This window comes from Mucilaginibacter sp. OAE612 (assembly GCF_041806395.1).
In the GTDB taxonomy this organism is placed as follows: domain Bacteria; phylum Bacteroidota; class Bacteroidia; order Sphingobacteriales; family Sphingobacteriaceae; genus Mucilaginibacter; species Mucilaginibacter rubeus.
The window spans coordinates 5,069,283-5,091,880 of sequence record NZ_JBGMUW010000001.1; the positions used below are offsets into that span (position 1 = coordinate 5,069,283).

Annotated in this window: 15 protein-coding genes; 7 read left to right on the forward strand and 8 right to left on the reverse strand. The window is 43.7% G+C overall.

The window, feature by feature from the left end:
* Positions 1-56 precede the first annotated feature (56 nt).
* On the forward strand, positions 57-911 hold the full coding sequence (folP, locus tag ABID99_RS20935; protein WP_373615006.1) for a dihydropteroate synthase: 855 nt from the start codon (positions 57-59) through the stop codon (positions 909-911).
* A gap of 159 nt (positions 912-1,070) precedes the next feature.
* Here folP and ABID99_RS20940 read toward each other — a convergent pair whose 3' ends face one another.
* The 4 genes from ABID99_RS20940 to recJ all read right to left on the reverse strand — a co-directional run bounded on the left by ABID99_RS20940 (position 1,071) and on the right by recJ (position 5,948).
* The gene (locus tag ABID99_RS20940; protein ID WP_308421711.1) at positions 1,071-1,601 is read right to left on the reverse strand and encodes a transposase; all 531 of its coding nucleotides are present in this window, start codon (positions 1,599-1,601) and stop codon (positions 1,071-1,073) included.
* 197 nt (positions 1,602-1,798) lie between these two features.
* A complete protein-coding gene (locus ABID99_RS20945) occupies positions 1,799-3,340 on the reverse strand; it encodes a GH3 auxin-responsive promoter family protein (RefSeq protein WP_188834616.1) in 1,542 nt (513 codons plus the stop codon).
* A gap of 7 nt (positions 3,341-3,347) precedes the next feature.
* The gene (gene lptB, locus ABID99_RS20950) at positions 3,348-4,088 is read right to left on the reverse strand and encodes an LPS export ABC transporter ATP-binding protein (protein WP_090534174.1); all 741 of its coding nucleotides are present in this window, start codon (positions 4,086-4,088) and stop codon (positions 3,348-3,350) included.
* Positions 4,089-4,244: 156 nt separating this feature from the next.
* Positions 4,245-5,948, reverse strand: a complete 1,704-nt coding sequence (recJ, locus tag ABID99_RS20955; RefSeq protein ID WP_373615007.1) for a single-stranded-DNA-specific exonuclease RecJ — start codon at positions 5,946-5,948, stop codon at positions 4,245-4,247.
* A gap of 83 nt (positions 5,949-6,031) precedes the next feature.
* On the opposite strand from recJ, the gene ABID99_RS20960 reads away from it, so the two are divergent.
* Positions 6,032-6,802 (forward strand): MBL fold metallo-hydrolase, encoded by a 771-nt coding sequence (locus tag ABID99_RS20960; protein WP_090534178.1) that lies wholly within the window; start codon positions 6,032-6,034, stop codon positions 6,800-6,802.
* Here ABID99_RS20960 and ABID99_RS20965 read toward each other — a convergent pair.
* The 3 genes from ABID99_RS20965 to gcvP form a co-directional block, all read right to left on the reverse strand.
* Positions 6,799-7,218, reverse strand: coding sequence for a response regulator (locus ABID99_RS20965; protein WP_090534180.1), 420 nt, complete (start codon positions 7,216-7,218; stop codon positions 6,799-6,801). The two genes, ABID99_RS20960 and ABID99_RS20965, sit on opposite strands and share 4 nt — an antisense overlap.
* Positions 7,219-7,395: 177 nt before the next feature.
* On the reverse strand, positions 7,396-7,770 hold the full coding sequence (locus tag ABID99_RS20970; protein WP_373615009.1) for an antibiotic biosynthesis monooxygenase: 375 nt from the start codon (positions 7,768-7,770) through the stop codon (positions 7,396-7,398).
* A gap of 60 nt (positions 7,771-7,830) precedes the next feature.
* Entirely contained in the window at positions 7,831-10,722 is a 2,892-nt protein-coding gene (gene gcvP / locus ABID99_RS20975; RefSeq protein ID WP_090534181.1) for an aminomethyl-transferring glycine dehydrogenase, read from the reverse strand.
* 127 nt (positions 10,723-10,849) lie between these two features.
* On the opposite strand from gcvP, the gene ABID99_RS20980 reads away from it, so the two are divergent.
* The 4 genes from ABID99_RS20980 to ABID99_RS20995 all read left to right on the forward strand — a co-directional run bounded on the left by ABID99_RS20980 (position 10,850) and on the right by ABID99_RS20995 (position 19,959).
* Positions 10,850-13,813, forward strand: a complete 2,964-nt coding sequence (locus ABID99_RS20980; protein WP_090534183.1) for a gliding motility-associated C-terminal domain-containing protein — start codon at positions 10,850-10,852, stop codon at positions 13,811-13,813.
* A gap of 117 nt (positions 13,814-13,930) precedes the next feature.
* Positions 13,931-17,425, forward strand: a complete 3,495-nt coding sequence (locus ABID99_RS20985; protein WP_373615010.1) for a gliding motility-associated C-terminal domain-containing protein — start codon at positions 13,931-13,933, stop codon at positions 17,423-17,425.
* Positions 17,426-17,600: 175 nt separating this feature from the next.
* Positions 17,601-19,802 carry a hypothetical protein gene (locus tag ABID99_RS20990; RefSeq protein WP_373615011.1) on the forward strand — a complete coding sequence of 734 codons (2,202 nt, stop codon included), beginning with the start codon at positions 17,601-17,603 and terminating at the stop codon, positions 19,800-19,802.
* Positions 19,795-19,959, forward strand: a complete 165-nt coding sequence (locus ABID99_RS20995) for a gliding motility-associated C-terminal domain-containing protein (protein WP_373615921.1) — start codon at positions 19,795-19,797, stop codon at positions 19,957-19,959. The genes ABID99_RS20990 and ABID99_RS20995 overlap by 8 nt, the downstream gene beginning before the upstream one ends.
* Here ABID99_RS20995 and ABID99_RS21000 read toward each other — a convergent pair.
* Positions 19,942-20,673 (reverse strand): pyridoxine 5'-phosphate synthase, encoded by a 732-nt coding sequence (locus ABID99_RS21000; protein ID WP_373615012.1) that lies wholly within the window; start codon positions 20,671-20,673, stop codon positions 19,942-19,944. The genes ABID99_RS20995 and ABID99_RS21000 overlap by 18 nt on opposite strands.
* 562 nt (positions 20,674-21,235) lie before the next feature.
* Between ABID99_RS21000 and ABID99_RS21005 the strand changes: the two genes are divergently transcribed.
* Positions 21,236-22,234 carry a polysaccharide deacetylase gene (locus tag ABID99_RS21005; protein ID WP_373615014.1) on the forward strand — a complete coding sequence of 333 codons (999 nt, stop codon included), beginning with the start codon at positions 21,236-21,238 and terminating at the stop codon, positions 22,232-22,234.
* Positions 22,235-22,598: the final 364 nt, after the last annotated feature.

The window sequence follows — 22,598 nt, forward strand, 5'->3', positions numbered from 1 at the left end:
CGCCTGTAAAGTTAGTTAACTTTGCCGTATTATAACTTTGCAACACTTAACTAACCGTGACTAAAAATACATTTTTCAGTAAAAAAGTTACACTTAATGCCGGGGGCCGATTGATTGATCTTTCATCGCCAAAAGTGATGGGCATTATCAATATTACACCCGATTCGTTTTTTGCCGATAGCCGCAAACCCGGTGTTGATGAAGCCTTAAAACAAGCAGAAAAAATGCTGACCGATGGTGCAACGTTTTTAGACATTGGCGCGTATTCATCACGCCCCGGAGCGGTTGATATTTCAGCACAGGAAGAAACAGACAGGCTATTGCCTGTTGTTGAAGCTATTGCTGCCCAATTCCCGGAAGCTATCATGTCGATAGATACTTTTCGGGCAAAGGTTGCCGAAGCGGCAATAAAAGGCGGCGCGCATATTATCAATGATATATCAGGCGGCATGCTTGATGGTGACATGTTTGCTACTGTTGCCCGCCTGCAAGTGCCATATATTTTGATGCACATGAAAGGCACACCGCAAACCATGAACCAACTGACCGAATATGATGATGTATTTCGCGAAGTGTTTGATTATTTTCTCTCGAAATACAGCGAATTAAAACGGCTTGGCGTACATGACGTGATCCTCGACCCGGGCTTTGGCTTTGCCAAAAAAGCGGAGCATAGCTATGAACTGATGAGCCGGATGAATGAATTTAATATGTTGGGTTTACCGGTGCTTACTGGTATCTCCCGTAAAAGGATGATCTACGGTTTACTGGGGAATACGGCGGAAGAGGCGTTGAATGGTACTACAGCTTTAAATACTATTGCATTGACGAAAGGTACCAATATTTTGAGGGTACATGATGTGAAAGAGGCCGTGGAGGCGGTGAAGATTTGGGAGGCTTGCCAGATTTGAGCTACGGCGGCCGGGAGGCCGCTTGATAGTTTGGCACTCGGCAGGAGTCGAGCGCCGGCGCCTTTTGTTTATTCCCCAACATACACCACGCTGACGCTCGGCTCTTGCCGAGTGTCGACTATTTCGCGGCCTCCCGGCCGCAGTAACCAAAACAAAAGGTCACTCATCAACCTTAAACACAGAGTCAGGATTAGCGCTACTATACACATATGCTATCGGATCATTAACGATCATCGCTTCAACCGGGTTATTATGGATATACTCTGCCTTCTGGTCAAATACTTTGGCAGTTATTAGTTCAGTAGGATGCATGGTCTTTTGCCAAAATTGATATTCGCTGTTTTGTTGAGTGCTGTTCGCGAAGTACCTGAACATGTAAAGCAGCCATTCTTTTCTGCTTTCCGTATAGCTATTAGTTATCAATGCTATAATACGCTTAGCTGTATAACTTTTGAGGTCTCTTATAATTTGCGGAAGTTTTGCTTCCTCCCATTCAATAATCAAATGAATATGGCTACTCATTATACAATAAGCATACACCTTTAAGCCCTTGTTTTTTCTGCAAAATTCCAGGTTATTTAAAAACTCTTCGCAATATTCAGACCGGGTGAAAATATCTATCCAGCCAACTATCGTGAGGGTTACGAAAAACGGGCGATCTGTATTGGCTTTTCTGAATTCTGATATGATTTAGGTTTGATTTTAGGCTTTGACTACGGCCGCCAGAGGCCGCTTGATAGTCGATACTCGGCTGGAGCCGAGCATCAGCGTGTTTTTTTTATATATTTTTTTATTATTCCGCCACCGCTCGGCTCCAGCCGAGTGGTAACTATCCCCAGGCCTCCGGCCTGCTACTCACTATAACAACTTTATATTTTTCTTGCTTCTTAATTCTTAAAGTCCTGATTCTGAAAAGCCCCCTCCATCATTTTCAAAATAGCGTCCACATATTCCCTGTCATTAGCCAGGCGTGGTACCTTATGCTGACCGCCTAATTTTCCTTTTTCTCTCATCCAGTTAAAGAAAGTACCATCAGGTGCGCGGCGTACCATCGGGCGGCGAAGGGCCAGGTCTTTAAAACGTTTGGCGTCGTAGTCAGAATTGATACGGCGCAGGGTTTCATCCAACAGGTCAACAAAACGCTCAAACTCGGCCGGTTTCTTTTCAAATTCAATAATCCACTCATGGGCACCGCATTCATTGCCGTTAAAATAAACAGGAGCTGCCGTGTATTCCCTGATAACGGCACCGGTTTGTGAACAGGCTTCGTCCAATGCACGTTCGGCATTGTCAATGATTACCTCCTCGCCAAAGGCATTGATAAAATGTTTGGTACGACCTGTGATCTGGATCCTGAACGGCGAAAGCGACGAAAACTTAATGGTATCCCCTATCATGTAGCGCCACAGGCCCGCATTGGTTGATATGATGAGCGCGTAGTTTTTGTTCAGTTCCACCTCATCAAGGGTAAGCGTTTCAGGGTTTTCATCGTGAAGGTTTTCGATCGGTAAAAACTCGTAAAAAACACCGTAATCAAGCATCAGCAGCATATCGCCGGGCTCTTTGGTATCTTGTATGCCGAAGAAGCCTTCGGAAGCGTTATAATTTTCGAGGTAATACATATCCTCGTGAGGGATCAGCTTTTTAAACTGCTCGCGGTAAGGTGTAAAATTCACCGCGCCATGGAAATACATTTCCAGGTTGGGCCAAATTTCAAGCAGGTTATTTTTGCCGGTGATCTCCAGGATGCGTTTAAATAACACCAGGTTCCAGGTGGGTACGCCGCTGATACTGGTAACATTAACATCCTTGGTAGCATGGGCTATCTTCTCAATTTTTTCCTCAAAGTTTTCGAGCAGGGCGATGTCTAAATGCGGTGTACGGTGAAATTCGGCCCACATGGGCAGGTTTTTCATGATCACCGCCGAAAGATCTCCAAAGGAAGTATCCGGACTTAACTGACTGATCTGGTGACTGCCCCCAAGTGTTAGGATCTTCCCCGTAAACATACGGGCGTTAGGCTGATTATTGAAATAAATGGTAAGTAGGTCCTTACCGCCTTTAAAGTGGCATTCTTCCAACGCTTCTTCACTTACCGGGATAAATTTGCTCCTGTCGCTGGTAGTACCTGATGATTTGGCAAACCAACGGATCTCTGAAGGCCACAGCACATTTTTTTCACCTTTAAGCATCCGCTCAATGTAAGGCTTTAACGTATCGTAATTTTGTATAGGCACCCGTTCCTTGAACTGGTTCAGGTTTTCGATACTTTTATATTGGTATTTTTTTCCCCACTCTGTATTTTCGGCAACCGATACCAGTTGCTCAAACCATTCTTCCTGCACTTCATTAGGGTACTTCATAAAAAGCTCTATCTGGTGGATACGCTTTTTCATGAACCAGGTAAATACGGAGTTAAAGAGGGTCATAGGGTTATTATTGAGGAAAAACCTTTCGTTTAAGCACAAAGTTTGCCCCAAGATACACTTTCCTCACCATTTCATTCTCAGCCAATACCTCGGGCACGCCTGATTCTAATATTTTACCTTCAAAAAGCAGGTATGCGCGGTCGGTAATCGACAGCGTTTCCTGCACGTTGTGGTCGGTTATTAATATACCGATGTTGCGGGTACGCAGTTTGGCCACCATCGCCTGGATCTCCTCTACCGCGATCGGGTCAACCCCGGCAAAAGGCTCATCCAACAGGATAAAGTTTGGCTCGGCAGCAAGCGCGCGGGCTATTTCTGTACGGCGGCGCTCACCACCCGATAGCAGGTCGCCCCGGTTTTTACGCACTTTGTGCAAGCTAAACTCATCGATCAGTTCTTCCAGCTTATCTTTTTGCTTTTCTTTAGACATATCGCCCATTTCCAGCACGGCCTTGATGTTATCCTCAACCGAAAGCTTCCTGAATACCGACGCTTCCTGCGCCAGGTAGCCTATGCCCTTTTGGGCACGGCGGTACATGGGGTCCTGGGTTATGTTTTCATTATCCAGGTGAATAGTGCCTTCGTTAGGTTTTATCAAACCTACTATCATATAAAATGATGTGGTTTTACCCGCGCCGTTAGGCCCAAGTAAACCAACAATTTCGCCCTGTGCCACATCAAAAGACACGTCGTTAACAACGGTACGCTGCTTGTATTTCTTAACTAAATTATCTGCTCTTAGTATCATTTTTTGTCTGAACCATGATTTATGGGACTCATGGATTACCCTGATATTTAACCGTTGATGATTTTGATTTTGCTGATTCTGTTGATTAAAATTTCAGACTATGAACCATGATCTATCAACCATGAACCAAGCCAACTAATCTCCAATCACCAACCTCTAATCTCCAAATCGTATCCCCTTCACATTCAACTGTATGGTTCTTCTTTCGCGCCAAACATTTTCTTCTATCGAATAGCACATTTCGAACGGAACACCCGGCCTTAATTGTTCCAGGTACTGGCCGTGGTTAAAGGCTATGCAATCAAATGCTGCCGATCCTTCCTGCATTACGCTCATTTTAATGTGCGAGCCGCCAACCAAACCCGCGTTACCACTAACATACACATTTTTACTTATGAAAACCGGCGCCATATTTTCGGGTCCGAAAGGAGCAAATTGGCTCAGGATCCTGAAAAATTTTGGTTCTATCTGGCTTAAACGTAATTCGGCGTCAATTTGTATTTGCTGTATCAATTGTTCGGGTTTTATGGTAGAGCTTACCACCTCTTCAAACCTTTCAATAAAAGCTTCAAGGTTTTCGGGGGCCATGGTAAGGCCGGCCGCATACTTATGCCCTCCAAACTGGATCAGCAGGTCTTTGCAGCCACAAAGCGCTTCATACAAATCATATCCTAAAACAGAACGAGCCGACCCGGCTACATGCCCGTTTGAACGGGTAAGCACAATGGTTGGTCGGTAATATTTTTCGGTTAGTCGCGAAGCCACAATACCGATAACACCTTTGTGCCAGTCTTCATTAAAAACCACCGTCGATTTACGGGCAATCAACACCTCATCACTTTCTATCATGCCAAGCGCTTCGTCGGTAATGTTAAGATCGTGCCCTTTTCGCTCGGTATTGCGCACGTTGATCATGGCGCTTTTTTCTTTGGCAACGTCTTTATCGGTAGCTATCAGCAATTCAACCGCATGTTTGGCGTCGTCTATCCTGCCGGCTGCATTAATGCGCGGACCCAGCGAAAATACTACATCTGATATAGTATATGTCCCTGTCTTGCCTGCTATCTCCATTAAAGCTTTAACGCCTATACACGGATCGGTATTTATTTTTTGCAGGCCGAAGTGAGCCAGCACCCTGTTCTCGCCGGTGATGTGAACTATATCACATGAGATGCTGATCACCACCAGGTCGAGATAGCAGTTTACTTCTTCAACCGGGATATCATTCTTTTCGGCGTAGGCCTGGATCAGCTTGAAGCCAATGCCGCAGCCGGATAATTCCTTATATGGATATTCGCAATCTTCGCGTTTGGGGTCAAGCACCGCTACCGCGTTCGGGATAGATGCTCCGGGTAAATGGTGATCACAGATGATAAAATCAATGCCTTTTTCATTGGCATAGTCAATTTTATCAACTGATTTAATGCCGCAGTCCAGCGCTATGATCAGGGTAATACCGTGCTCAGCAGCATAGTCAATTCCCTGGGTAGATATCCCATATCCTTCTTTATAACGGTCGGGGATATAATATTCAATATTGGTATACAACTTTCTGAAAAAACTGTAGGTTAGCGCCACCGCTGTGGTGCCATCCACATCGTAATCACCGTAGATCATGATCTTTTCGCCTGCTGCCATGGCCCGTTCTATACGGAGGATGGCCTTTTCCATATCCTTCATCAGGAATGGGTCATGCAGGTGCCGGTGATCGGGCCTAAAAAAATAGCGGGCATCTTCAAAGGTGGTAATACCACGCTGCACAAGCATAGCGCTTAGTACGGTATCAATGTTGAGTTGGGCGGCTAATTTTATTACATCATCATGGTTTGTATTATCCTTTAGCGCCCAACGTTTATTCATATCTTTGCAGCTTGAAACAGTAAATATACTTATGCTCTGTTAAAGAGCCAAAGGTACATTCAAAATCTGATACTACGTTTACTATGGAATTTTTTGCTTTAGGTGAGGGCTCATATTCGGTTGATGCAACCAAGAAATTTATCCCGTTCAATCCCGAAACCGATAACCCCAAAGATCGCCCGGCTTCGTTGTTTATTCACGTTAACCCCTTCCTCATCAAAACAAAAACCGATCTGATTGTATTGGATACCGGTCTGGGCTTTAAAGATACCCGCGACGAGCTCATGCTGCACCAAAACATCCGTAATGCGGGTTTCGATCCGGATGACGTAACCCTGGTGATGATGTCGCACCTGCATTATGACCACTCTGGCGGTTTGGTAGTTGAGCGGAACGGTAAATTAGTACCCAGCTTCCCGCAGGCCGAACATGTGATCAATAAACAGGAATGGGAGTTTGGGATCAGCGGGAAAGGCTCATCATACCATGTTGAAATATTTGAAGCATTACAGGCCGGAGCTAAGATAACTTTCGTTGAAGGCAGCGGTGAGTTTAAACCAGGGATCAGGTATGAACATTCGGGTGGTCATTGCCCGGCGCATCAGGTATTTTGGTTTGATATAGAAAGCGAAAAAGTATTTTTTGGCGGTGATGAGCTTCCCGAACCAGAGCAACTGTTGAGGAAATTCATAGCCAAATACGATATGGACGGCCGCAAGGCTATGATGCTGCGCGAAGAATATGGTAAAAAGGCTGCCGCCGAAGGATGGAAATGCCTGTTTTACCATGCTAAATCATTCACTATCGGAACCGTTGAAACAGAAGGAGACCATTTTAAGGTTAAACCGGCTTAATTTTCGGCAGCTACCTCAAAAAGTTCTTTTATCTTTTCAACGTTGAGCGGCTTGGAGATAAAATCTTTAACCAACGGATATGAACGCGCTTTGTTAATATCGTTGCTGAAAACAGATGATGAAATAATATAGATCTTGCTTTTGCCCAGGGGATCGAGGTTGAGGCGCTTATACTCATCCAAAAATTCCCAGCCATTCATAATGGGCATATTAATATCAAGCAAAATATAATCGGGTAGTTTATTAGGGTCTTTTCTCTGGATATCAGAAAGTTGCTCAATCGCATATTTTCCGTTCAGGCAGGCCATAATTTCTGTATTAAGTAAAGCTTTCTTTATCAGTTTTATGGAGATAAAGTTATTTATCTCATCATCATCAACCAGCAATACACTTATGGCTTTATTGTTAACATTCATATCTAAAATTTAAGCGCGTTGTTTTATACGAGACCACAATTCAAAAGGTTATATTCCTTATAGTTGTAAATTATAAAAAACAATACATTAAAACGGCTCCGCAACGTGAATATTTTATTTAATCTGGCCAATTAAATAAAGTTCAAAAAAATACGGAACAGAAATTAGCCATTGAATTTAAAAGGCGTAGTCATGCTCCACCCGGCAAATGCGTACTTTATAATTCAGGTACCATTTATCGCGCCCCTGCTGCTGGGCAAACAGGTGCCGGGCATTAGCTTTCCAGTTCTTAATAGCTTCTACCGACTGCCAATAAGACACCGTTATTCCAACATTGTTACGCGCCGATTCAACGCCCAGAAAACCTTCCTGCTGCCGGGCCAGTTCAACCATTTCAACAGCCATATCGCTATAGCCTTGCTCTACACCGGTACGTAGGGATGTAAATATTACCGCATAATAAGGGGGCTGTGGTGTTTGAGCGATAAGCTCTTCTAAATCTCCCCTAAAGGGAGAGACTTTTGAATTACCTTCAGGATTAGCTAAACTCATAATATATATTAGTGTGAAAAATAAAAACCCTCCTTGTTTAGGGGAGGGTTGATTTAAAAGCTATTCAATCACGCTTTCTTCAAACTCATACTCTTCCAGCGGGGGGCATGAGCAGATCAGCGTTCTGTCGCCATAAGTGTCATTAACTCTGCCCACCGAAGGCCAGAATTTGTTGGCAGCAACATAAGGCAGCGGGAATGCCGCTTTTTGACGGGTATAAGGGTGCTCCCATTCGTTGCCGGTAATTACAGCTACAGTATGTGGCGCATTTTTTAAAGGATTGTTTATTTTGTCGGCCAGGCCGTCAACCACATCGGCAATTTCATGACGAATAGAGATCATGGCATCGCAAAAACGGTCGAGCTCATGCTTAGGCTCTGATTCAGTCGGCTCAACCATTACCGTACCCGCAACCGGGAATGATACGGTTGGTGCATGGAAACCATAATCCATTAAACGTTTAGCAATATCCGTAACCTCGATACCTGCCGATTTAAATGAGCGGCAATCCAGGATCATTTCATGCGCGCAACGGCCATTAGCACCAGCATATAGTACAGGGTAATGTTCCTGTAACCTGGCTTTAATGTAGTTGGCATTCAGGATAGCATAACGGGTAGCGTTAGTCAAGCCTTCGGCACCCATCATGGCAATGTAAGCATGTGATATGATGAGGATAGATGCAGAACCCCATGGCGCTGCAGAAACAGCATGGATTGATTTACCTCTGTCGATATCAACCACAGCATGACCCGGCAAATAAGGAACCAAATGTTTTGCAACACCGATCGGGCCCATGCCGGGGCCACCGCCACCGTGAGGGATACAGAATGTTTTATGCAGGTTGAGGTGACAAACGTCGGCACCGATATTGGCCGGACTTGTTAAACCTACCTGCGCGTTCATGTTAGCACCGTCCATATAAACCTGGCCGCCGTTTTCATGAATAATTTCGCAAATTTCAATGATGCTTTCTTCAAATACGCCGTGAGTTGATGGGTAAGTAACCATCAGGCATGAAAGCTCGTTTTTGTATTGCTCAGCTTTGGCGCGCATGTCGGCAACATCAATGTTTCCGTTATCATCGCACTTAACCACCACTATCTTCATACCGGCCATAGCTGCAGATGCAGGGTTGGTACCGTGTGCCGATGAAGGGATCAGAGCAATATTACGGTGGCTATCGCCCCTGTCATTGTGATAAGCGCGGATTACCATTAAACCGGCATATTCGCCTTGCGCACCGGCATTTGGCTGCAGGCTCATGGCTGCAAAACCGGTGATTTCGCTTAGCCAATTGTTGATCTCATCAAACAGCTGCATATAACCGCCAACCTGGTCGGTTGGGGCAAATGGATGAATTTTACTGAACTCGGCCCAGGTAACAGGTACCATTTCGGTGGTAGCGTTCAGTTTCATGGTACAAGAGCCTAAAGCTATCATAGAGTGGCAAAGCGAAAGATCTTTCGCCTCCAATGATTTGATATAACGCAACATTTCATGTTCAGACCGGTGGGTATTGAACAGACTGTGCGTTAAATATGCAGAAGTACGCTGAAGTTCTGTAGGAATAACAGTTTCAAGGCTTGCATTAACGCCATCGAAATCAACATCGTTAAATGTTTTACCCTTAACTTTGGCAAAGAACCTTACCATGGTTTTGATATCCTCAACCGAAGTGGTTTCATCAATTGCTATAGTTACTATTGAACCTTCGTAGTTAAGGTTCATTTCGTTATTTAATGCTTCCGAATGGATAGGACCAACAAGGTTCCCCACATCAAACTTAACAGTATCAAAGTAAGCATCGTTCAATTGCTCATAGCCAAGCTGCCCTAAGGTTTTGGCTAATAATATTGCTAAGCCGTGAATGCGCTCTGCTATAAGCTTAATACCATCCGGACCATGATATACGGCATACATACCAGCCATAATAGCTAACAGTGCCTGTGCGGTGCAGATATTTGATGTAGCTTTATCGCGGCGAATGTGCTGCTCGCGGGTTTGCAGGGCCATGCGCAGGGCATAATTATTGGCGCTGTCGATAGTAACGCCGATGATGCGGCCCGGGATAGAACGTTTATACTCTTCTTTAGTAGCGAAGAAAGCAGCATGCGGGCCGCCAAAACCCATCGGTACACCAAAACGTTGCGATGAACCAACAACGATATCGGCACCCCACTCGCCCGGAGGGGTTAATAGCGCAAGACTCATGATATCGGCAACAACGGTAAGCTTAATACCTTTTTCATGACCTTTTGCAGCAAAATCGGCGTAGTTATAAACCGCGCCATTGCCGGCAGGATATTGTACAATAGCGCCAAACATATCGTCGGTTAATTCAACGGTACGGTGGTCGCCTATTCTCAGTTCAATGCCATAAGGCTCTGAACGGGTTTTTAAAATATCAATAGTTTGCGGGAACACTTCTTCAGAAACGAAGAAAACGTTGGCGCTGTTGTTTTTACGCAAGGTATATTGCATAAACATAGCCTCGGCAGCGGCAGTACCTTCATCAAGCAATGAAGCATTGGCAATTTCCATACCGGTAAGGTCAATAACCATGGTTTGGAAGTTTAACAAAGCCTGCAGGCGGCCCTGTGCAATTTCGGCCTGGTATGGGGTGTACTGCGTGTACCATCCGGGGTTTTCAAGAATATTGCGCTGAATAACGCCCGGTACAATCACATCATAGTAACCTTTGCCGATGAATGACTTGAAAACTTTGTTTTTTGAAGCTGTTTGCTTTAAGGTGTTCAGGTAATCGAACTCGCTTTTTGCCGCGGGCAGGTTAAGCGGTTTGGCAAGCCTGATCTTTTGCGGTATGGTTTGCTCTATTAATTCATCAAGCGTACTTACACCGATGGTTTTTAACATTTTGGCCGTGTCGGCCGCGCTTGGAGCAATGTGCCTCGACTGAAACTGCTCCTGATAGGTTGTATTCAACTTCATGAATTAATCGTCCCTCTTAAATTTACCGCAAAGGTACGATTTTGCAACATGAGTAACAATTAGCTAATATGATATTGACAATGCATTTACAGGAAAAAAATGTAATTTGGCTCTTGAATACCTAAACATGACGGGCAGGCGAGTTTTACTTTTTATCACGATTTTTCTTTTTATCAGCTTTAAAAGCTTTTCAGCTGTTTTCACGGTAACCAGTAATGCTGATTCGGGGCCGGGTACCTTGCGCGAGGCACTCACCCTGGCGGCAGCCAATGGCAGTGCGGAGAAGGATTATATTTATTTTAATTTACCGGATTTGAGCGAGGCGGGAAGGACGATAACAATGTTAACCCAATTGCCGGATGTTTCATCAAACCTAATTATTGACGGCAGCACACAACCGGGTGATAAATTTGGCATAAGTGACGCTAAAGTTGCACTTTTTCAAACGGCCGATTATACACAGGAGGTCTCGGGCTTGTTCATTCATGATCAAACTGATGTAGCCGTACTTGGCTTATATATTAAGTGCGCAACCTATACAATTACGCAAACCAACTATTTCTGGCAAGGTATCAATATAGAAAACAGTAAAAATATACAAATTGGCCAGGCAGGAAAAGGTAATATTATCGTTGGATTTTATTTCCCGATAGCTACTAACTTTGACCATAAAAGTCAAACCTGTGAAAACATCTCTTTAAAAGATAATATCTGCGACATTGAAATTGACGGAATTACCACATCACCCAATTTACAATATAACCAAGGCGCTTATTTTTTCTTTCTTGCCGGACAAATAGACATTGGTGGCACGACTGGCGAAGGTAATTTATTTGCCAATGGTTTGACCATTTATCAGTGGAACTCCTACGATGATTCACCGCCTGCTAATTTTCTGATCAGGAATAACAAGGTCGGTGTAAATTACCTGGTTAACGATATTATACCCTCATGTATTGGGCTTAACATAGGAAGTGGAAGTCCTGCCGGAAAAAACACTATTACTATAGCGGATAACGAGCTAGCGGGTTTCCAGGGACCTTTATTTGCCTCTAATTGTATCGGTAAACTCACCATATTAAGAAACTATATTGGTATAGATAAAACGCTCACTCATAAGCTAAATATACCGGGTGCAGGAATAGCTGTTTTTTACTATCAGGGTGATGTGCAAATAGGCACTACCGACCCTAAAGATGCCAATGTAGTTGGATATTGTAAACCATTACAATTAACAGAAACTCTTAAGGTGTCTTTTAACAAAAACAGTTTTTTTTGCGCCAAAGATTTTTACCCCATTTACAGCTATAGCCTGTACAGTCCGCTGCCGCAGGCAAGCATCACTAATGTTACCAATAACAGCATTGGCGGTACCGCAACTCCACACTCATCTATCGAATTATTTTATGCAGATGACTGTGGCACTTGTTCTCCCAAAACATATTTTGCATCAACGATTGCCGATAATAACGGAAAATGGGTTTACAACACCCATTTAACCGGCTCGGTTTTAGCTACCGCAACCATAAACGGAACCACGTCCGAATATACGCAACCCTCTTTGTCGGCCAATGTAGATGACAGTCAAATAAATAAGCACACACCCGATTGCAATGGAAGTAACGGTTCAATAACTAATATCAGGGTCACCTCCTTTACCCAGCCAACTGATATTTATACCTACACATGGACTAATAGCCAAAATCAGGTCGTTGGTCATAATCTAGACCTCAACGAGGTACCAGAAGAAACGTATACCTTAAAAATTACCGGCCCCGGCTGCGGCACGATAACAACTGCCCCTATAACGCTAAAGTCAAAAACAATAACGATTGATTTAACAAACATCCATAAATCAAATGCAGGCTGTAATGGACCAACCGGTTCAATTACCGGCATAACCGCGCCAAACGCAACCCATTATCAGTGGATAAATAAAATCAACAACCAAATTGCAAGTAATTCAAGCGATCTTAGGGATGTTGGACCTGGTACTTATCAGCTGATTGCAAGCAATGATTTTAGCTGTAGCGAGAAAAGTCCGGAATACACTATTGATGCTACTCCTGCAACCGTCTATCCAAATTATAACGCTAATATTAACAACAGTTGCACAGGTGAAAACAACGGCTCAATTACCGTAATACCTACAGATAACCTTGTTAAAACAGCACGCTGGATTGACGCCGAAGGGCAACCTGCAGGTACGGGGTTAAATGTCCCAAACCTTAAACCCGGCACTTATAAAGTTTACTTTACCGATGCAAACGGCTGTGAAACGCTTTATCCGCATGATTTTACCGTTAACGAAATTGATCCCCTGCAAATAGTGGCAAACTCAGAAACCCGTACCGATGATCAATGCGGATTAAATACGGGGGGTATAAAAAACATTCAGGTTAAAGGCGGCACACAACCCTACACCTATTTATGGCTTAATGTAGCCGGTGAGCATTTGGTTACATCGCAAGATCTTACAGACGTCGGTGCCGGGGATTACACGCTGCAGGTTCAGGACGCCGGTGGTTGCGGCGTTATGGCAAGTCGCATTTATACTGTTTTAAATGAAAACAGCAGCATAGATGCGCCGGTAATTGCCCCCTTGCAATTATGCGCTCCGGGCGAAGCTTTGCTATCCGTCAGTTCTCCATCTGCCGGGAATACCTATCGTCTTTATGATTCGCAAACAAGCACTCAATACCAGGATGAACAAACCAATGGCATCTTCAAAATCAAAGCAAACCCCAATAGCATTTATTATATAAGCAAGGTTAGCGGCCAGTGCGAAAGCGAACGAACCCAGGCGCAAATAACCATCAGCTTATCTGCTATTGATATCCCAAACGCGTTCACACCTAATGGCGACGGTAAAAATGACTACTGGAAAATAAACAATGCTCAAAATTATCCGCAGGCAATAGTCCAGATATTTACCAGGTACGGGCAAAAAGTATTTGAATCAAAAGGGTATAGCGTACCGTTTGACGGAACTTATAATGGCACCAAACTTCCTTCGGGAGTGTACTATTATATTTTAAATCTCGGTAAAAGCTGCAATTTGCTCTCAGGCAGTTTGTCAATCATCAGGTAACCATACAGCATTTCACTATTTTGATGTTGTTTATTGTATAACCACCACCTGATCAATATAATATTCACAGTGTACTTACAGCAAAAAAGTGTATTTTGCAGCTGATTACCTAAATCAATGTTTGTTAAGAAATTATCACTTTTAGTACTACTAATATCGATCTTGTTTTGCAATGTAGCCTCAGGCGCTACATTTATAGTAACCAGCAATGCCGATACCGGTCCGGGAACGCTGCGCGAGGCTTTAACCAACGCCGCGGCTAATGGCACTGCAACGCCTGATATCATCCAGTTTAAATTACCGGGAACGCTTGTATCTGACCGCACCATCAGGTTAAAAAGCCAATTGCCCGCGGTAACTTCAAATTTAGTAATTGATGGTACAAGTCAGCCCGGTATAGCCTTTGGCGTGTCTGATGCAAGGGTTATCATCGAACCTGAAACTTCGCCAGCCTACTTTAACTGCCTTTTCATTAACGGTGATATTAACAGCGGCGGGGCAACGGCAAAAAGCATCGGGATTTATGGGTTATATATCCGCAATTTTGCCCGCATTACCAGCTTTGCCAATCCTGACCTCGGACAGGGTTCGGGCATTGTGATCCAGGGCGATGCTTCGGCTATTATTATAGGCGCGCCGGGTAAAGGCAACGTCATATGCGGCAACATCAACGGCATTGTTAACAACTCTTATTACTATAATAACGGGCTTGCCGATATTCTTATTCAAAGCAATATCATAGGTTTATTGGATGATGGCTATACCGCGGCAAGCAATATTAACGGTGTTAACCTGGTACTGAGCAAAACAGCCACCATAGGTGGTACAGCTGCTAACATGGGCAATGTTATATCGGCCAATGTTACTAATATTAATATCATACGCGGATATAATTTCAATGTTACCCCAAGCGTTGTTGACATTCAAAACAATAAAATAGGTACGGATTATACCGGGAAAAAAGATTTTAAAAACATCCTGCTGTTTCAGCAAAGCGCCTTTATCAAAGCATACGGCATTAATGTAACCACCGATTACACCACTGTGAACATTAATGCAAATATCATATCGGGCCAGCGTTATTGCGGCATTTATATTGAACGGGCCACATTCAATATCACCGGCAACAAAATTGGTACTGATATCACCGGTACCGCCAACCTCGGGAATGGCGAGGGCATCAGGGCCGGCGAAAGCTCATCGGGTACCATTGGCGGCCCGCTTGCTACCGATAAAAATTATATAGGTTATAATCAGTACGGCATCGAAGCCCTTAACAGCGCTCATACATTGATAACCCGAAACAGCATTTTTTGTAACAGTGACTATGGTATAAGTGCCATTAGCAACTATTATACAGTCCCCTATGTGCAGGTGCTTAATTTTGGCAGCACAGCTGTATCTGGAATAGCCACACCAAACTCGGCTATCGAGCTTTTCTTTTCGGACGATTGCGGAACGATATGCCAGGGTAAAACCTATATTACTACCGTACAGTCTGACGGGAGCGGTAAATGGTCTTACTCGGGAACTATCAGTAAGGCTGTAATAGCCACGGCAACTGATGCTAATAAAAATACCTCGCCTTTTTCATCATTGGTGATCAGGGAAAGTGATATTGTAATAAAAAATTACACTTGTGCATACCAGGGTAGTATTACCATACAGCAAAACCGGAGCGGCCTGTTATACCATTGGGATAAAAAGGAACAAAATGGCAGTCTTGCATCCGTTGGCGATGGTCAGAGTATAAAAAATCTTTTACCAGGCACTTACCAGTTAACAGCGCAATACCCTGGCGGCTGCCAGAAAGTTACGCAGCTTTTTGAGGTAAAAGATTCGCGGATCAAAATACAGAATGTAATTGTGCCGGTACCGGAATGCCGTCAGAAACAATTTCCGTTTGATGTGAACTTTACAGGAGGTACAGGTAATATCACTTTTGCGTGGAAAGATAAGAATGGCAATATCGCGGCAACAACCAAGTCGGCCTCTTTACCCCAAGGCACTTACACGGTAACCATTTATGACGAGGCTGGCTGCGCTGTAACCTCAAGCCCGGCTGTAAACATTAAAGCCAAGCCAGGTCCTGATTATGACCTTTCAACCATGACGGTAAAATCTGCTCAATGCGGGGTAGCCGACGGCAGCATAAAAAACATTACACCCATCCCCTCAGGGATAGGTACACTTACCTACAAATGGCTGGATGCCGCGGGCAAAACCGTTAGGACTTCAAAAGATCTGGTAGGAGTCAAAGGCGGTACCTATACCCTCGTACTCACAGATCAAAGCGAGTGCAGTCCTTATTCTACCCCGCCGATAACTATTTCAGAAACAAATTCGGTAATTTTTTATGGTGGTGTTGTAACCCCCGCGAAATGCGGTGAAAATAATGGTGCTATAACCGGGGTTTCAGCACCAAATGCCGATAAATTTCAATGGTACGATCCACAAGGTAACCCAATACCTACTAACCCTGCAAACCTGGATATTTCTCCCCTCGCCGACGGCACATACCGGCTGAACGCGTTAAATACTCAAACGCAATGCAGCAACGATGCCTATTTTACGGTTAACCGTTTGGCACCCGAGGTATTTACCATTAAAAACCTTATTAACACACCTACTACCTGCGGGCTCAACAATGGCAGCCTGCATATTGATTTTGAGGGAAGTATAAAGCCAAGTTCTTATCAATGGGTTGATGCAGCCGGTACAACAGTAAGTTACGGTACCGATGTTCCAAACGCCGCCCCCGGTTCATATACGCTTCATGTAACCGATAAAAACGGATGTGCTTCTGTATTGGGCACCTGGGTAATACAGGCAACCCCTTTGTTACAATTTTCGGCAAATAATGCCCCGGTAGCCAAAACAGATGAGTGCGACCAGCTATTGGGCAGCATTACAGGCATCGATGTTTCCGGCGGTGTGCCTCCATATAAATTTATCTGGACCGACGCCACCGGCAATACCGTGGGGAACGATAAAGATTTAACAAATGTGGGCAAAGGCACTTATTCATTGACAGTTACTGATAACACTACCTGTGCAATTCCGTTACCATTCAGCAAGGAGGTTGGCAACCAAAAATTCATTCCTGATGCACCGGTATTAAACGACCAAAGGATCTGTCTGCCCGGAAAAGTAGGCCTGTCTGTTTTAAACAAAACTACAGGCATGTATAATTTATATGCCGATGCTACATCAACAACGCCGCTTCAAACCAGTAATACCGGCAATTTTGAAGTATTAATAACCGAAACCAGTGATTATTATATCTCATACAGCATAGGATCATGCGAAAGCCCGCGCACCAAAACACATATCGAAGTTGTATTGGTCGATGTAAAATTCTCCAATACCATAACCCCCAACGGCGATGGTATAAACGATTACTGGAAGATAGAAGGCCTTGAAAAATTCCCCGGCACTTTAGTTCAGATCTTTAACCGTTACGGAAAAAGGGTGTTCGAGTCAAAAGAATACGCCACACCATTTTCAGGGCAGTTTAATGGCTGGCTGCTGCCTTCGGGAGTGTATTACTATATCATTAACCTAAATACTCCTTGTAAGCTGCTATCGGGCAACCTTACATTGATCAGGTAATTTTTTAACAATATCATGAATAACCTGCCGCTCCGTTTTGCGGCGGGCATATTATATTATAAAGGATATTAAACAAAAATCGTAACTTACTGGCAGGCAATATCAACCAATATTAACGAACCAGTTTATTGCCCAAATCAATTTATAAACTAACATTCCAAATTGTGTTGCCGCCATGAAACACAAGTTGTTTCTGTTTACGCTATTTTTATTGCTGACCTGTTTAAATGCAGAGGCCACGGTATTTACCGTTACGAGTAATGCCGATGCAGGAACAGGCACACTGCGTGAGGCCCTTACTAATGCAGCAGCCAACGGCACAATTCAGCAGGATATTATTAATTTTAACCTGCCGGGCAGCGTGACCATCACACTTTTTACGCAGCTCCCCGAGGTTACCTCCAATTTAATTATCGACGGCAGCACGCAGCCGACACCCAAACTCAGCAGAAGTGACGCCAGGGTTTATATCATACCCGATATAAGCTATACTTTTCCGGGGACTAAGGCAGCAGCCCTGTTGATGACCGAAGTTACCAATGTGGAAATATATGGCTTATGCATAAAAGGTTACAGCAGCAAACTCACAAACTTTAACGGCAACCTGCTTTTCACCGCTATATCGGCTTACGATTGTACCAATATTACCATAGGCGCACCGGATAAAGGAAATGTTTTTTGCGATAACATCTACGGTGTGTATTGCGGCACCAACTCACTAACCGACTCAAAGAATAATGATAATATCAATATCCAATCAAATTTTATTGGTTATGACGAATCGGGAACAAATGTTGTTGAATTAGGGTATGCACTTGATATAACCGCCGATAACTCATTAGTGGGTGGCCCTACCTCCAAAGAAAGAAACTATTTTGCTACCGCGATAGCCTTAAACGGAACTGATAATAAGTTTATCAACAACTCACTTTCACTTGATGTGAACGGTCAGGATAACCGCGTAAACGGGGCATCCATACTTGTACGGTTTCAGGGAAGCAATACACAGGTAGCCGACAATGATTTTTGTTCTACACAATTTCAGTTTATATCTGTAAACAGCTTCACTTTTATGCGTAATAAGCAAAGCAGTATACCGGGTAATTCGGGTATGTACTTATTTAAATGCAATAATGCTTTTATTGGCGATGATAATGATGACGATATCAATATCTTTAGTAACGACGGCGGCGCTTTCTATGCGGTCGAGTCAACCAATATTACTATAGCCAAAAACAGTATCTCATGTAATACAACACCATACCTGATATCAAGTGGCACAGCCATTCCCGACATTAATATAGTTGTAAACAGTGCCGCCGAATTTTCAGGAACGGCATCGCCCGGAGCTGCTATTTACATTTATAATGACAATACTGATTGCCAGGTTTGTAACCCGGTACAATACCTGGTTACGGTTGTTGCAGATGCGACGGGTAATTGGAAGTTTACCGGCGATTTTCACAATAAAAAACTGGTGGCAAATGCTACACTTAATAACAGCTCATCTGAATTTACCCAACCGGTGATTTCGACATCGGCCGCCGATTATGTGAAGGTTAATCCAACTTGTTTTAAAAACAACGGATCAATCACCCTGCAAAATTTAAAGAATGTTATTGGCATCGACTGGTATAATGACCAGGATCAATTAGTACAGTCCGGCGGCCCTAAACTGGATGGCGTTGGCGTTGGCACCTATTACGCCAAATGCTATAACGGAAATTGTTTTGCCAAATCTATTCTCATCACCTTAACCAGTTCAAATCCCGGCATTGATGATTCAGGGCTTCAAAAAGTGAATGCTTCCTGCGATGCAGCGAATGGCAGCATCAGTAATTTAAAGCTTATCAATACAAACGGCGGTACACCACCATTAAGGTGGACAAATGAAGCCGGAGATGTAATACGCAACACACTAGATATCGACGGGCTTCCCGGCGGAACATATACGCTAACCATAGATCCGGACGGCTGCGCTGTGCCCTATCACATTACCCTGCTTAACCAGGAGCTTGTTATCGATCCGCCTGTGATAAGCAGCTTTCAATTGTGCGGCCCGGGCGAAACAATAATACCAGTAAAAAACCCAGTAGCAACGTCAACCTACAGGCTTTATGATAGTGAAACCAGCACTACTCCGCTTGATGAAGAGCCTAATGGCAAATTTAAAGTAAACGTTACCGCCAACCGAAGCTATTATATAAGCCGTTTTAGCAACGCTTGTGAAAGCACCCGCACAAAGGTTGATGTAAGCGTGGGCCTTTCAAACCTTAATATTGCCAATGTAATTACCCCAAATAACGACGGTATCAATGATTACTGGCAGATAGCCGGTATGGGAGAACTATCCGGCGGCCACCGTAAAAATATTTAACCGGTATGGCAAAAACGTTTTTAACTCAATAGGATATAGCCACCCGTTTAACGGTACCTATAATGGCAAACCATTACCTGCGGGCAGCTATTATTATATTATTAACCTCAGCTCGGGCTGTGGCTTATTATCGGGCAGTTTAAGCATTATCCGTTAGCGATAATTGCCTCAGGTACATTTGGATAGTATTTTCCAAACCATAATACAAGGCATCGCTTACCAGGGCATGACCAATGCTTACTTCGAGCAGACCGGGTATATTTTCTGCAAAATATTTCAGGTTATGTAAATCCAAATCGTGCCCGGCGTTAAGGCCTAATCCCGCCTGTTGCGCAACTTTTGCAGCCTCGATATATGGAGCAATAGCAAGCTCTTTCCCCTGCGGAAAATGAGTAGCATAGCCTTCGGTATAAAGTTCTACACGGTCGGTACCAGTTTTGGCGGCGCCCTCAACCATTGCAGGTATTGGATCAACAAAAATAGATACCCGGATGCCGGCTTCTTTAAATACCGCTATCATATCTTTTAAATAATGATAGTTAGTGATAGTATCCCAGCCATGATTAGAGGTGATCTGCCCTAATACATCAGGTACCAGGGTAACCTGCTCGGGTTTATTGGCAAGCACCAGGTCGATAAATTTTTGTTCCTGGCAATTGCCTTCAATATTAAACTCGGTAGTAACAATTTTCTTAAGTTCGAACACATCGTTATAACGGATGTGGCGCTCATCGGGCCGGGGGTGCACCGTTATTCCCTGCGCGCCAAAACGTTCGCAGTCTTTAGCAACGTGGATCAGGTCGGGATTATTGCCCCCCCGCGAATTACGAAGGGTGGCTATTTTGTTGATGTTGACAGATAGACGGGTCATACTTCAAAGTTATAGATCATTTAGATAAGTTGGCAGATATATTTAACTTTAAACCATGAAGCCTAAACAAGTCATTATCGAACTGGGCGTACTGTTTGCCATATATGCGCTGGCCTTTTTGTTGGCCTGCCTTTTTTGAAATAGTAAAAAGAAGCGTAATCTATGATTTCAATTTGCACGATACCTACTTTGTAATGTCAGCCTCACCGTGGGATTATTTAGTAATATGGACTTTTTCATCCATAAGTACATTAGTTTATTTTAGCAGGGCCATTATCCGAGGTTATAAAAACAATATTGTGAATGCCATCTTAATTGGCAGCAACTTTTTGTTGATTATAACATTGATAAAGATATACCGCCTGATTTTGCTTTTGGAACAACCCATGAATGCAAAGTCGCCGGGGTGGACACCCCCCGCTTTCGGGATTAAATAGCATGCCGCCATCAAAAGTTGAACATCAACATTTTGATAATTACATGTTTGTTCCAATAACCATTTTTATGTTGATATTAGTTGTAAGCAGTATACTTACCGGCAGAAACTGGAAAACAAATGCCCATGAACAAACACCTTCTTAAAATAACGCTATCACTTTTTATTCTACTCCCTCTTTGCCGCGAAGCATCAGCGCAAACCATCTACCGTAAAATCGGGAATTACAAGGCTTACTATGGCTGGGCGCACAACTATCCGCAAGACTGGATGATCCTTCGCCGCTTTGATAATGAGGGGCGCAATTACCTGTTGATGGTGAACCCGCAAACACTGGAAACCAAAATAAACGAAAGCAGCTTTTACCAGATCAAACCCATGACGATGGAGCAGGCGCGTGAGTTTTTTAAAAGTACGCCTTATCAAAAGGCGCTCAGTAAAGCCGAAAAACAATCTGTCAACATTCAGGACGCAGGCATCGAAAGCGGCATCCCCAAACAAACAGGCATCAGCCTTACCGCCGACCTTTGCCCATCGCACCGCCCGCTGGATAAACGCATTTTCACTGATATTTTCACTGAATTTAAAAAGGTAGAGCGCCCTGTACCAATAGCGCTTTCCATAACCGGCATCTGGATGCGCCAGCACCCGCAGGACCTGGACTGGCTAAAACAAATGCAGGCCAACCGTGAGATCTACATCACCTGGATCAATCATTCCTTCAATCACCGGGTTAGCCTGAAAGCTCCGCTTAAAGAAAACTTTTTACTTGAACCAGGAACAGATATTAGTTATGAAGTACTGGAAACAGAACAGGCCATGCTGCGTAATGGGCTATTACCATCCGTATTTTTCAGGTTTCCCGGCCTGGTATCTGATCAGCAACTGGTATACCGGATTACCGGTTTCGGCTTGATCCCGGTTGGTACCGATGCATGGCTGGCTAAAGGCCAACAGCCTCAAAATGGCAGCATTGTATTGATACATGGAAACGGCAATGAACCTGTGGGCGTTAACGATTTCATTAAACTACTGCAGTCAAAAACACGATCGATTGCCGGTAAGCAATGGTTACTGTATGATTTACGCGAAAGTGTGGATGAAGAGTTTAGTGAAGCGCCATGAGGGAAGCTGGCAGTGCACAGTGGCAGTTAGCAGTGCAAATGCGCAGACTTACGAAGTTTAGTTTTTAAGTTTTTTGAGTATGATACCCTAAAATAAAAGCCCCATAGCACTCGCTGCATGGGGCTTTAAACCTAAACCTTATCACAAATCCGGGTTTGGATACCCGTAATTGAATTGTAAATATAAACATGATTTTTAATAATTTTATGGGCTTTGTTACAATTTAATTCTTTTGCACCATATAACATCCATTTATATAAATCTCATATTTTTTTCACCTTAATTTAACAGTATATTCACAATAGAGGCCTGCATCTATCTATCAGCTTTCTCTCAAGACTTTACGCTATGAGAAGCAGCAATG